Origin of the sequence: Janthinobacterium darwini, assembly GCF_051380905.1 — a bacterium.
Lineage (GTDB): Bacteria > Pseudomonadota > Gammaproteobacteria > Burkholderiales > Burkholderiaceae_D > Janthinobacterium.
Genome location: NZ_JBNYXX010000001.1, coordinates 941,851 through 954,711, shown reverse-complemented (window position 1 = coordinate 954,711; position 12,861 = coordinate 941,851). Strand labels below are relative to the sequence as shown.

General features: G+C 65.3%; 13 protein-coding genes and 1 riboswitch. Of the genes, 6 read left to right on the top strand and 7 right to left on the bottom strand.

Going from position 1 to position 12,861, the window contains the following annotated elements; translation table 11 throughout:
• The first annotated feature begins 30 nt into the window (after nt 1-30).
• Nucleotides 31-181: riboswitch (FMN riboswitch) on the top strand.
• 95 nt (nt 182-276) lie between these two features.
• A complete protein-coding gene (gene ribB, locus ACQ4WZ_RS04340) occupies nt 277-924 on the top strand; it encodes a 3,4-dihydroxy-2-butanone-4-phosphate synthase (RefSeq protein WP_436572654.1) in 648 nt (215 codons plus the stop codon).
• A gap of 4 nt (nt 925-928) precedes the next feature.
• On the opposite strand, the gene ACQ4WZ_RS04335 is transcribed toward ribB, so the two are convergent.
• On the bottom strand, nt 929-2,302 hold the full coding sequence (locus ACQ4WZ_RS04335) for an MFS transporter (RefSeq protein ID WP_101481993.1): 1,374 nt from the start codon (nt 2,300-2,302) through the stop codon (nt 929-931).
• A 118-nt stretch (nt 2,303-2,420) separates the two neighbouring features.
• Here ACQ4WZ_RS04335 and ACQ4WZ_RS04330 point away from each other — a divergent pair, with 118 nt between their 5' ends.
• The 5 genes from ACQ4WZ_RS04330 (at nt 2,421) to ACQ4WZ_RS04310 (ending at nt 7,344) form a co-directional block, all read left to right on the top strand.
• Entirely contained in the window at nt 2,421-3,287 is an 867-nt protein-coding gene (locus ACQ4WZ_RS04330) for a LysR family transcriptional regulator (RefSeq protein WP_101481994.1), read from the top strand.
• 70 nt (nt 3,288-3,357) lie between these two features.
• Nucleotides 3,358-4,173, top strand: coding sequence for an MlaE family ABC transporter permease (locus tag ACQ4WZ_RS04325; protein WP_166674871.1), 816 nt, complete (start codon nt 3,358-3,360; stop codon nt 4,171-4,173).
• Nucleotides 4,174-4,228: 55 nt separating this feature from the next.
• Entirely contained in the window at nt 4,229-5,260 is a 1,032-nt protein-coding gene (locus ACQ4WZ_RS04320) for an MlaD family protein (protein ID WP_101481996.1), read from the top strand.
• Nucleotides 5,257-5,928 (top strand): hypothetical protein, encoded by a 672-nt coding sequence (locus ACQ4WZ_RS04315; RefSeq protein WP_436572653.1) that lies wholly within the window; start codon nt 5,257-5,259, stop codon nt 5,926-5,928. Before ACQ4WZ_RS04320 ends, ACQ4WZ_RS04315 begins: the two co-directional genes overlap by 4 nt.
• Nucleotides 5,929-6,015: 87 nt before the next feature.
• On the top strand, nt 6,016-7,344 hold the full coding sequence (locus ACQ4WZ_RS04310) for an ATP-binding protein (RefSeq protein ID WP_436573853.1): 1,329 nt from the start codon (nt 6,016-6,018) through the stop codon (nt 7,342-7,344).
• Here ACQ4WZ_RS04310 and nosR read toward each other — a convergent pair.
• The 6 genes from nosR to ACQ4WZ_RS04280 form a co-directional block, all read right to left on the bottom strand.
• Nucleotides 7,341-8,654, bottom strand: coding sequence for a response regulator c-di-GMP phosphodiesterase, NosR family (nosR, locus tag ACQ4WZ_RS04305; protein WP_166674726.1), 1,314 nt, complete (start codon nt 8,652-8,654; stop codon nt 7,341-7,343). The genes ACQ4WZ_RS04310 and nosR overlap by 4 nt on opposite strands.
• Nucleotides 8,655-8,668: 14 nt before the next feature.
• Entirely contained in the window at nt 8,669-10,132 is a 1,464-nt protein-coding gene (locus ACQ4WZ_RS04300; protein ID WP_436572652.1) for an ATP-binding protein, read from the bottom strand.
• Nucleotides 10,133-10,146: 14 nt separating this feature from the next.
• The gene (locus ACQ4WZ_RS04295) at nt 10,147-10,986 is read right to left on the bottom strand and encodes an HDOD domain-containing protein (protein WP_133990251.1); all 840 of its coding nucleotides are present in this window, start codon (nt 10,984-10,986) and stop codon (nt 10,147-10,149) included.
• A complete protein-coding gene (locus ACQ4WZ_RS04290) occupies nt 10,983-11,327 on the bottom strand; it encodes a hypothetical protein (RefSeq protein WP_133990249.1) in 345 nt (114 codons plus the stop codon). The genes ACQ4WZ_RS04295 and ACQ4WZ_RS04290 overlap by 4 nt, the downstream gene beginning before the upstream one ends.
• Nucleotides 11,324-12,190, bottom strand: a complete 867-nt coding sequence (locus ACQ4WZ_RS04285; RefSeq protein WP_436572651.1) for a response regulator — start codon at nt 12,188-12,190, stop codon at nt 11,324-11,326. The genes ACQ4WZ_RS04290 and ACQ4WZ_RS04285 overlap by 4 nt, the downstream gene beginning before the upstream one ends.
• Nucleotides 12,191-12,337: 147 nt before the next feature.
• A complete protein-coding gene (locus tag ACQ4WZ_RS04280; protein ID WP_101482004.1) occupies nt 12,338-12,808 on the bottom strand; it encodes a hypothetical protein in 471 nt (156 codons plus the stop codon).
• Nucleotides 12,809-12,861: the final 53 nt, after the last annotated feature.

Below are 12,861 nucleotides of genomic sequence, written 5' to 3'. Positions count from 1 at the left end.
TTGCCGCCGGTCATGTGGACCGGCACAACAATACGTCTTCGGGGCGGGGTGCGATTCCCCACCGGCGGTAAGACCGACAACGGTCAAGCCCGCGAGCGCCTGTCAAACTTCGTTTGGCAGGGTCAGCAGATCCGGTGTGATTCCGGGGCCGACGGTATAGTCCGGATGAAAGAAGATGTGCAGTAAACGCGATGTCCCATCGACCTGTCGATGCGGCCGGCTGCGTCTATTCGCTTGCCCTGCAGCGTTTTTCGCCTATGCGAGGAGCGTTTCACCATGTTAGTCAACAGCTATACCCTGCTTTCCAACGACCTGGAAGGTCGCATTCAATCCGCACTGGCCGCCATGCGCGCCGGCATCCCCGTCATCCTGCTCGACGATTTCGACCGCGAAAACGAAGCCGACCTGATCCTGTCTGCGGAAAAAATCACGAACGAAACCATGGCTCTGCTGATCCGCGAATGTAGCGGCATCGTTTGCCTGTGCCTGCCCACGGACGTCGTCAGCGCGCTGGAATTGCCGCCCATGTCGTCCGACAATGGCAGCCGCTACGGCACGCCATTTACCGTCTCCATCGAGGCGCGCGACGGCGTCACGACGGGCGTGTCGGCCGCCGACCGCGTGACCACCATCCGCGCCGCCATCGCGCCGAATGCCAAGCCGGCCGACCTGGTCCGTCCCGGCCACGTCTTCCCCCTGCGCGCCGCGCCCGGTGGCGTGCTCGAACGCCGCGGCCACACGGAAGGCTCCGTCGACCTGTCGCGCATGGCGGGCCTGAATCCGGCCGCCGTGCTGTGCGAACTGATGAACCCGGACGGCAGCATGATGCGCGGCGACGATATCGAGCACTTCGCCGAACTGCATGGCATGCCGATCCTGACCATCGAAGAACTGGTGGAGTGGCGCAGCACGCGCGAGCAGTAAGCGCTCAGGCGGCGGCCACGGCCTTGGGCAAATGTACGTGTCTGTACACGAGGCACGCCGCCAGGCCATACGCGGCGGCAATCGTTGCGTAGGCCAGCGGCAAACGCAGCGACCAGTCCTGCACCATGTGCAGGATGCTGCCGATCAACGCCACGCCCACCAGGGCACCGATCTGGCGGTTGGCATTCAGGGCCGCCGCCGCGCTGTTCGCATGCTGCTTGCCGGCCACCCGCATCACGGTGGCCGTCATGGCGGGAATGGCAATGCCGATGGCCACGTTCATCACAGCCGTGCCCAGCGCCAGCAGCGCGTAAGGCGTACCCGGACGCAAGCCCATCAGAAGCAAGGCCATGACGGCCCCCACCAGCAAACCTGACAGCATGGGCAAGCGCGTGCCATGACGTGCCGCAATACTTCCTGCCATGAAGTTCCCCACCGTATAGGCCGCCATCATGGGCAACAGGCGCAAGCCCGACTGCAAGGCATCGGCGCCGCCAGACTGCTGCAGGAACAGGCTCAATAAAAACAGCTGGCCGAATACGCAGAAATTAATCAAGAAGCCCACGCCATTGGCCGCGCCAAAGCTGCTGCTATGAAACAATTCACGCGGCAACAGCGGATGGCTGCCGCGACGTTCGCGCCGCAACAACTGCCAGGCCGACAGGACCATCAATGCCCCCGCCGCCAGCACGCCAGGCGACAGCCAGCCCAGCACTGGGCCTTCGATCAAGATAAAACTCAGGCCAGCCAGCGCCGCCACACCGAGCACATGACTGAACAGCGACAAGGCGCGCTGCTGGCGTGCCGGCGCGGCCAGCAGCACTTGCGCCATGACGATCGCCAGCACGCCCAGCGGCACATTCACCCAGAAGACGCTGCGCCAGCCGAACTGGTGCACAAGGATGCCACCGATCAGGGGGCCGGACGCGCCCGCCACGCCCACCAGCGCCGACCAGGCGCCCAGCATGCGCGTGCGTTCGCGCTCGTCGTCAAAGCTGTGCGTCAGCAAGCTGAGCGAACTGGGCATGAACAGGGCCGCGCCCGCACCCTGCAACAGGCGCGCCGCCGTCAGGAAATGCCCGTCGGGTGCGGCGCCGCACAACACCGAACCGAGGATGAAGATGCCCAGGCCGCCCTGGTAGACGGCTTTCGGGCCAAAGCGGTCCGCCAGCGCGCCGCCGGCCAGCAACAGCGCGGCAAACGTCAGCGTATAGCCGTCGACGACCCAGACCAGACCCGTCAGCGGTATGGCCAGGTCCAGCGCGATATCGGACAGGGCCACGTTGACGGCAGTGACGTCAAGCATGGCCATGACGAAGCCAAAGGCCAGGGTCAGCAGGATCAAGCCGCTGGCGCGGCGCGGTGTGGCGGTAGACATGATATTCCTTGCAGTGACGGCGGGGCAGCCATTATGGGAGCGTTGCACAATGCGGTAAACAGGCATAAACTCGGCGCTATGATGCAAAAATGCATCATGCAACCGAATAAGGAATGCCATGGACTGGGATAACGCGCGCATCTTTCTCGCCATCGGTCGCGCCGGCACCCTGCGCGGCGCGGCCGCCCTGCTGTGCATCGACCAGGCCACTTGCGGGCGCCGCCTGGCCGCGCTGGAAAGCTCCTTGGGCGCCACCCTGTTCCTGCGCACGCCTTCCGGCTACGTGCCCACGCCGGCTGGCGAACTGGCGCTCACAGCCGCCGAAGCGATGGAGCGGGCGGCCGACAAGCTGCAGCGCGAGATGCAGGGCGTCGACAACCGCCTGTCCGGCCTCGTGCGCGTGGCCACCACCGACACCATGGCCAGCCATTTCGTCATCCGTGCCATGCAGCAGCTGCACGCGGCCCACCCCGACATCCGCATCGTGCTCAACGTGGCGCCCGCGCTGGCCAGCCTGACGCGGCGCGAAGCGGACCTGGCCGTGCGCGGCGTGCGCCCGACCGACCCGGACCTCATTTCCCGCCACCTGGTCAAGCGCAGCCTGGGCCTGTACGCGTCGCAAGCCTACCTGGCCGAACGGGGCGAGCCCGTGCGCGGCACGGCGCTGGCCGGGCACGACATCGTCATTTACCACCATTCCGTGACGCCCCGTCATGGAGAAAAAATTGCCGGCGAGCCCGTCGCCAACGCCAGGGTCGCCATGGAAGTCAATTCGGCGGCGATGCTGCAGGAAGCCACGCGCGCCGGCCTGGGCGTGGCCGAGCTGGCCACCCACCTGGGCGACATCGACCCGCAACTGGTGCGCATCTGGCCCGAGCGGGCGGAAGCGTACGACGTATGGCTGGTCATGCATGCGGACCTGAACCGTTCGGCACGCGTGCGGGCGGCGGCCGACGCGATTATCGCCAGCGTGGCCGGACAATAGGGCCGCCCGCGCACGCCTGCACGGCCAGGGAATCGCTTGTATCGAGCGCATCCAATGTTAAGATGCCATGATGACCCTATCCGTCTCCCTCATCATCAGCCTGCGCCGCCTGCACCGGGCCACCATGGCCTGGCTGGTCAGCTGGTGGCGCATGCTGCATTTCGCCACCCTCGTGTTTTCGCTGGCCCTGTCGCCGTCGAGCTATAACCGCGACAACCGCCCCATCCTCGCGCACCGCCTGGTGACAAACACGGCGCCCAATCTCGTGTGGTTCAGCGTGGCCTGCGCGCTGGTCAGCCTGGTCCTCATCCGCATCGTTGTCGTCAGCGCACAAAGCTACGGCCTGTCGCGCTATGCGCTGGAAATGGTGGTGCGCGTGCTGGTGCTGGAACTGATACCGCTGACGGCCGCCCTCTTCGTGGCCCTGCGCCTGACCCTGCCCGACGGCATTGCGTTTGCGCAAATGCGCTCGAGTGGCGTGCTCGACACCATGCAGCACCAGGGCGTCGACCTGCTGCGCCGCGAATACTTTCCGCGCGTCATGTCCGGCATCTTCGCCGTGTGGATGCTGGCCATCGTCAGCTGCGTCACCTCGCTGATCCTCGCCTACCTCACCATCTATGGCTTTACGCCGTGGGCGCTGCAAGGCTACACGCGCGTGGTCGGGCAAATCTTCAATCCGGCCGTGGCCCTGATCCTGATGCTCAAGGTCATCTTCTTCAGCTTTGCCGTGGCCCTGATCCCGCTGGCCTCCTCGTATTACCCGGAGGAGCCGCACGGCAGACGCAAGCGCCTGTGGGCCGCGCACGGCCTGTCCGAAATGCTGCGCCTTTTTTCCGTCATCCTGCTGATCGAAGTGGCTTCGCTGATGGGCAATTACTACTGATGCCCCGCCCGCCACCGCCAGCGATCCCGAATTACCCATACGAGAGCCAGAATCCATGAGCCAGAGCCAGCCCCCCAATCCCGACCAGGTCGATGTCACGGCGCCTGCCGGTCTCACGCAAGATGCCGTCCTGCCCGCACCGCCACCCGTGCGCCACGCCGAACTGAAGGCGGCCATCCTGCTCGTCTTCATGTTCGTGCTGGTGGTCGGCTCCGTCGTCTACCTGATGTACGCGCGCGGCGCCTTCGAGGCAACGCAAACGCTGGTGCTGACTACCGACGATTCGGACGGCGTGGGCGTGGGCGCCGACCTGACCTTTTCCGGCTTTCCCATTGGCCGCGTGCAGCGCATCGAGCTGGCGCCGGACGGCAAGGCCCGCGTCATCATCGATGTGCCGAGAAAAGACGCGCACTGGCTGCGCAGCAGCTCCATCTTCACGCTGGAACGGGGCATCGTGGGCGGCGCCAAGCTGCGCGCCTACAGCGGCATCCTGACGGACCCGCCGCTGCCCGACGACGCCACGCGCGACCTGCTGGTGGGCGACATGGCGGCGGAAATCCCCCGCCTGCTGGCCGCCGCCAAAGACCTGTTGAACAACCTGGGCAGCCTGACGGGCACCGATTCCCCGCTCGACGGCACCCTGCGCAATGTGCAGGCCGTGACCGGAAAATTGAGCGGCCCGGGCGGCGCCATGGGCTTGCTGACGGGCGACGACAAGCAGTCGCGCCTGCTGGTCGAACGGGCCAACGCCCTGCTGGTCACGGCCGACCAGCTGGCGCGCCGCACGGACGGCCTGGTGGCCAATGCCGATACGCGCGTATTTGGCGAAAAAGGCGTCATGACGGATGCGCAGGCAACCATCGTGCAGCTGAACGCCCTCTTGGCCGACACGCGCGCCAGCCTGAAAAAGGTCGATGCCGTGCTGGTCGAGGCGCAAGCCGTGGGCGCCAATGCCAGGGTAGCGACAGCCGACCTGGGCCCGCTGCGCGCGGACGTGGAAAGCAATCTGCGCAAGGTCGAGCAACTGGTCAATGAAATCAACCGCAAATGGCCATTCAAGCGCAATCCGGAGATCAAACTGCCATGAGAAATATCCATACCCTCCTGTCTGCCCTGGCCATGACAGCGCTTGCAGGCTGCTCCAGCGGCCCGCCCGTGCCGGACTGGAAAATGAATGCGCAAAGCTCCGTCGAGCGGTTTGAGTCAGCTTATTTGAATGGCAACACCCTGGTCGAACAGACGGAATTCCGGCGCGCCCGCAGCCAGGTAGCCGGCACGGGCAAGCTCGACCTCGTGGCACGCATCGAACTGCTGCGCTGCGCCGCCCGCGTGGCCAGCCTGGCATTCGAGGACTGTGCCGGCTTTGACGCCCTGCAGGCCGACGCGACAGCCGCCGACCGCGCGTATGCGGCCTGGCTGGCTGGCAAGGCGCAGGGGCCCGACATCGCCCTGCTGCCGGAAACGCAGCGGGCGGCAGCCAGCGCCAGCTCGGACACGGCCGCCGCCAGCGCCGTGGCGGCCATCAAGGACCCGCTGTCGCAGCTGGTGGCGGCCGGCGTACTGCTACGCTCTGGCCGCGCCACGCCGGACCTGCTCGATACGGCCGTGGCTACCGCCTCGGATCAGGGCTGGCGCCGTCCTCTGCTGGCGTGGCTGGGCGTGCAGCGCCTGCGCGCCGAACAGGCGGGCGACACGCAAGCGGCGCAGCGCATCGCGCGGCGCATGGCGATCGTGGAGCAGCCGCTGGCGCCTTGAGCGTGCCGATGGCGAGCCTGGGACAGGCAGAATCAGGCATAATCGAGCCAGGATGACAGCTATGCCATGCAGCAGCGAGGTGTGACGATGCAGTTCGAGGATTTCGACCTTTCTACTCCCGATGCCGGCCGGCAAGCCGGGGCGGCGCCTGGCGATGAAGAGTCGGCGGCCACGGCAGTGCGTCTGCAATACCTGCTCGACAATACGCCCTCCATCATCTATTGCACCGTACCCAGCGGCGACTTCAAGATGACTTTTGTCAGCAACAATGCCCTGAATGTGCTAGGCTACCGGCCCGCCGAGATGGTGGCCGACCCCAATTTCTGGTTCGACCACATCCATCCCGACGATGCGCCCGGCATCTTTTCCAGCCTGGCGCAGATCTTCGTCGAAGGCGCGCGCGCCTATGAATACCGCTTCCGCGTGCGCGACGGCAGTTACCTGTGGATGCACGACAGCCTGCGCCTGGTGCGCGACGAGCACGGCGTGCCGTTCGAGATCATCGGCTCGCTGACGGATATTACCGAACGCAAGCACATGGAAGCGATGCTGCAGGCGCGCGGCGAAGAACAGCAACTACTGATCAGCAAGTTGCAGGAAGCGCACGACCAGCTGCTGCAATCGGAAAAGATGGCCTCCATCGGCCAGCTGGCGGCCGGCATCGCGCATGAAATCAATAACCCGATCGGCTTCGTCAACTCCAACATGAGTTCGCTGCAAGGCTATGTCGACACCCTGTTCGGCGTGATCGCCCAGTATGAAGCGGCGATGCGCGAGACGCTCGACGGCGCTGCCCTGGCCGCGCGCGTGGCCCAGGTGCGCGCGCAGGCCGACCTGACCTTCCTGCAGGACGACATGGTGGACCTGGTCCGCGAATCGATGGATGGCCTCAAACGCGTGCGCGACATCGTGCAGGCACTGAAGGATTTTTCCCACGTGGGCGAGACGGACTGGCAAGTCGCCAGCCTGCATGCTGGCCTGGACAGCACGCTCAATATCGTTGCCAACGAATTGAAATACAAGGCGCGTATCGACAAACAGTATGGCGAACTGCCGCCGATACTCTGCCTGGCCTCGCAGCTGAATCAGGTGTTCATGAACCTGCTCGTCAACGCGGGCCAGGCCATCAGCGGCGAAGGCGTGATCAGTATCCGCAGCGGTCATGCGGACGACTGGGTGTGGGTGGAGATCGGCGACACGGGTGCCGGCATCGCGCCCGAGCACCTGAATCGCATCTTTGAACCGTTCTTCACCACCAAGGCTGTCGGCAGCGGCACAGGCCTGGGCCTGTCGCTCTCATACGGCATCGTCAACAAGCACGGCGGACGCATCGAGGTGGCATCCGAAGTGGGCCAGGGCACGCGCTTTACCGTGCACTTGCCCGTATCACCCCCGACAGCCCGGGCCGCGCCCTAGCCTTCCTTGACGGGCGCGTACACGCGGATGCTGAGCCGGCCGCCATTCTTGGCTTCGAAATCGAACAGCTGGGCAATCACGCGGGCCGTCAGTACGTGTTCGGCGGCAAGCAGCATCAGGCCATCGCGGCTGATCAGGTCGCGCGACAGCACCATGCCCGGTTCCAGCTGGCCCGACAGCACGGTCAGATCGCGCGCCGGCGGTTCCGTCTCCTCCATGATGGCGCGGAATGCGGCCACCACGGCAGGGTCGTAGCGCTTGCCGATGCTGTCGTAGATCAGGGTGCGGGCTTCTTCGGCGCGCAGGCTGCGCTGCACCATGGCGCCGATCTGCAAGCCGTCATAGTCAGACGCCAGCGCCAGGATGCGCGCGCCCAGCGGAATGGCCAGGCCCACCATGCCATCAGGAAAGCCGCCACCGTCGAAGCGCTCCAGTTGCGAGCGCAGGATGACGGAGACGGCGCGCAATTCATCGAGCGCCATCAGCAATTGTTCGGCGCGCAGCGGATGCTTGCGGAAGGCCGCCAGCTGCTCGCCCGTCCAGGCGCTGGCCGGCAGTTCCAGTACATCGTCGCTCAAGCTGAGTTTGCCGATATCCTTGAGCAGGGCCGCGATGAACACGTCGCGCGCTTCCTGCCCTTGCAAGCCCAGCGCCTGCGCCAGCTTGCGCGACAATTCCGCCACGCGCCGCGCATGGCCGACCAGCTTGCCGCCACGCATCTCGATCAGATTGGAAAACACCTTGATCGTCGTCACGAACGTGGCTTTCAGGCGTTCGTTGGCCGCCTGCACTTCGTCGTGCGAGTGTTTCAGCTGCTGCGTGCGCGTGGCCACCTTCGCTTCCAGGCTGGCGTTGAGCGCCTGCAGCTGCACGTTCTGGCTGGCCGTCAGCGCTTCCAGGCGCAGTTTTTCCTGTTCCAGCGCGCGCCGTTCCAGCGCGTGGCGCACCACCAGCACCATATCGTTCTCGTCCCACGGCTTGGTCACGTAGCGGTAGATTTCGCCCTGGTTGATGGCGTCGAGGATGGACTGGATGTCCGCGTAGCCCGTCAGCAGCAAACGCATGGTGCCGGGCCAGCGCTGGCGCACCTGGGCCAGGAATTGCGCGCCATCCATGTGCGGCATGCGCATGTCGGAAATGACCAGGTCCACCGTCTCGCTCTCGAGCAGGGCCAGGCCCGCCGCGCCGCCGTCGGCTGTCAGCACGCGGTAACCGTGCGGGCGGAACAAACGCCGCAGCGACGACAGGATGTTCGGTTCGTCGTCGACGCACAGGATGGTCGGCGCTGCGGCCGCGGTGCTGGTGCTCATGTTTTCCCGTTCGGTCATGGTATGGCGGCCTGCGCCTGGCGCACGGGCAAGGTGATGCGGAAGGTGGTGCCGAGGCCGATGCTGCTGCGCACGTCGATGCGGCCGTGGTGCTTTTGCACCGTGCTGTAAGCCAGCGACAGGCCCAGCCCCGTGCCCTTGCCGACGGCCTTGGTGGTAAAGAAGGGATCGAAGATGCGCGACAGGTGTTCGGGCGCAATGCCGCCGCCCGTGTCCTCGATCTCGATCCACACTTCCCTGGCGTTGTCGCTGCCCGTGCGCAGGGTGATGCGTCCGCGCGCCTCGCCCATGGCGTGGGCGGCATTGACGACCAGGTTCATGATCACCTGGTTCAGCTCGGAAGGCTGGCATTCGATATCAGGGATGTCGCCATAGTCGCGCACCACGTCTGCCTTGTACTTGACCTCGTTATTCACGATATTGAGCGTGGTGTCGATGCCCTGGCGCAGGTCGGCCCAGACCCACTCCTGGTGCGCATCCGTGCGCGAAAAATCCTTCAAGTCCTGCACGATGCGGCGCACGCGCGAAATGCCTTCCTTCGATTCGCCCATCAGCAGCGGAATGTCGGTGCGCAGGAAATCGAGGTCGATCTGTTCGCGCAAGGCGCGCAGGCGCGCCGCCACCACGGCGTCGGCGACGGCCGGCTCGGCTTCCTCATAGGCGTCGAGCATGCTGAACAGGTCGTCCAGATACCCTTCCAGGGTGCCGACGTTGGAAAACACATAGCCGATGGGATTGTTGATCTCGTGCGCCACGCCGGCGGCCAGCTGGCCGATCGAGGCCAGTTTTTCCGACTGCAGCAGCTTTTGCTGGGCCAGCGACAGCTTGCTGTTCAATTCCGTCAGGGCCAGGTTACGCTCGCGCAATTCCATATCGGCGATCTGGCGCTGGCGGATATCGTCGGCCAGGCGCTCGTTCATGTCCGCCAGTTGGGCCGTGCGTTTGGCCACCAGATGTTCCAGGTTGTCGTGCGCCTTGCGCAGCGCGAGTTCGGCAAGGCGCCGCTCGCTCACGTCGCGCAGGGTTTCGATGGCGCCCACCAGGCGTCCCTGGCGATCGCGCAGGGGCGCCGCCGTGAAGTGCAGCCAGTGACCATCGGGGCCGATATCGGCAAAGAAATCCTCGGCCTCGTAGGCGCCGGGGATCACGGGAGAGCGCTTCAGCTTGCCCAGGTAGAGGTCGTTTTCGCCGAGCGCGATATCGTCGGCCACCAGCAAGTCGGCCAGGCAGGCGCGCGGCTGCGGATAAAACGCCTTCCAGTGCTCGCGCGTGCCGACCATCTCGGCGGCCGTAAAGCCCAGCAACTGTTCGCAGGCGCTGTTCCAGTGCGTCACCACGTGGTCCGTGTTGATGGCGAAGGTGGCCACGGGATGGCCATCGAAAAACGCCGATAGCGCGATGGTATCTCCCTGGCGGCGTTCCGGCGTGGCGGGCAGCGCCTGCCCTGCGTCTGTGTCCATGGCCTCTATCCTGTTCATGCCAGCATGATCCGCGACATTTCATCGAAGGTGTGTTCCGTTTGCCGCAGCAGCGCCAGCCACGCTTGTTCGTCCAGGGCAAGGTTGCGCCAGACTGCGGGCGACAGCGGTGGTACCAGCGCGTCGTCGACGCCGGCCAGGTCGAGCGCCAGAGCGACGGCGTTGGCCATGTGCACGGCCAGCGGCAAGCCGCCCGCCTCCAGGCGGTCGATGGCGTAGTGGTCGGCCACCGCCTGCTGTATCGCCTCGGGAAACTTCCAGTAGGCGGCCAAGGCGCTGCCCACTTGCGCGTGATCGATGCCGATGACGGCCAGCTCCGCCTCGGCCATCTGGCAGTCGTGCGCCTGGCGGTAGCTGCGCACGAGCGCGTGCTCGGCCGGGAAGCGCGTCACCAGCACCAGGGTGCCCAGGTCGTGCAGCAGCCCGGCCGTGAAAGCCGTCTCGGGATTGACACCCAAGTGCGGCGCCAGCAGGCGCGCGGCGATGGCCGTGGCCAGCGAATGGCGCCAGAATGCCTGGAAGTCGAAGCCGCCGGCCGCCGGCGCGAAGCTGCTCGTCAGGGCACAGGCCGTGACGACGGTGCGGATGCTGTGAAAGCCCAGCACGGAAACGGCTTGCGGAATGCTGGTGACCTTCGATTGCATGCCATAGAAAGAGGAATTGGCGATGCGCAAGGTCTTCGCCGCCAAGGCCTGGTCCAGCTCAATCTTTTGCGCCAGCACATGCACGTCCGTGTCGTCCTGGTCCATGCTCGACAGCAGTTCCAGCACCACCACCGGCAGCGAAGGCAGTTCCTGTATCTGGCGGACGATGTGCTCAAAACTGAGGCGTATCATGCCGCATCCCCCTGCCGGTAGCGCTGCAGCAGCGCCAGCAGTTGCGCCCCTGAGGAATCGGGCGGCGTGGCGCGGAACAGCACCGCCAGCCGTTCCAGGCGGCGCAAGCGTTCCTGCTCGGCAAGCTCCTGCGCGGCGGGGTCCAGCGTCTCTTCCATGACGACGTAGCAGCGCTCCACATTGCGCCTGCGCAAGGCCGTCAGGCTGGCCGCCGTCAGGGTGGCGCCCTGGGCCAGCAGCACGGCGCCGCCGGCGTCGCTCAGCGCCTGCGCCAGCACCATGCCTTCCTGCGCCTGCTCCATCGAAATCTCGCGTCCGCTTTCACTCACGCTCTCACTCATTTATCCACTCCATGACGACTCAGTGTGACCAGGCTGCCGCGCGAGCGCGAATGCAAGCCCATGGGATGGATCGCCACGACATACGGCTGCCCATCGATGGCGGCCAGGCGGGGCGTGTCCTGCCCGTCGAACAGCTGCGGCAAGACCAGCGCCGCCTCGTTGCCCAGCAGGGCCGCGCCCCGCTCGAACAGGTTGGCTGCCGCCGCATTGATGAAGGCGATCATGCCTTCGTCGTCTAGCCCGATCACGGGCAGCGGCAGAAATTGCAGCAGTTCGCGCGCGATGCCCAGACTGACCTCATCGCGGCTGATCTGATGCTGCTGCTGGCGCACCAGCGCCTGCATGGCGGTATTGGCTGCCGCCAGCGCCAGGTTGGCCTCGCGCAACTGCTCGTTGAGGCGCACATTGTCGTCGTCGATGCCCTTCAGACGGAAGGCTTCGGCGATATGTTCGCGCAGCTGATGGTCGTCCCAGGGTTTGGTGAGGAACTTGAAGATGGCGCCTTCGTTGACGGCGTCCGTAACGGCCTGCAACTCGGTATAGCCCGACAGCATGATGCGGATGGTTTGCGGACACAGCAGCTTGGCCTTGCGCAGGAAGTCGGCGCCCAGCATGCCGGGCATGCGCTGGTCCGACACGATCACATCGACCGCATGGCTGGCCAGCACGTCCAGCCCTTCCTGGCCGCTGCCGGCCGTGAGGATATGGTAGGCATCGCGCCGCAGCAGGCGCTTGAGGGAAGCGAGGATATTCGGCTCGTCATCGACCAGCAGCAAGGTGCGCGGCTGCGCCGCAGGCTGCTGCACGGCGTCCGCCGCCGGCACCGCAGTACCTGGCATACCATGCTCGTCGTGCAAATCCATGGGACCATCCTCTCATCGCCACGGCGATATGGGAGCTTGCCTGGAGCGGGAAGCTGTCGCGCGAGACAGTCTTGCGAGTCTTGCGCGGCATCCCGCTTGCGCTGAAATTATACGACTAAATATTCCTTCATAGCACTTATCCGCCACTTATCCGCGCCGTGCCGGACAGGGCGTGTCGCGGTAGAACACAAAGCCGCCCAGGCCGATGGCCTTGGTATCGGCTTTCACGCCATATACCAGCATGTTCTTGTCCGCCTCGATGCGCAGCAGGTTCAGGTGCTGCACGATTTGCGCGTGCGACAGTTCCAACGAAGGGGTCGGCGCCAGTTGCAAACGCAGCTCTGACGTGGCCGCATCGTAGGCCCAGCGGCCCGGATTATAGAAGGCGAAGCCGCCATCGAAACGCAGGCGGCCATCCTTGAACTGGGTCAGGCAAATACCGGGAAATTCGCTGGGCGGGTTGTACCAGGTGGCGGCCACGGCCGCATCGGCCGGCGTCTTGCCCGGCATCTGCATGCCAGCCGTGTCACCGACATTATTACCGTCCCCGCCCATGCCGGCGCAACCGGCCAGCGCCAGCGCGCAAGCCCATGCGCCCGCGCGCGTGATGAATCTCATGTGCATTCCCGTCCCCTTGCTTTATAGAAACATAATCTTAGTCCGGGAAACTT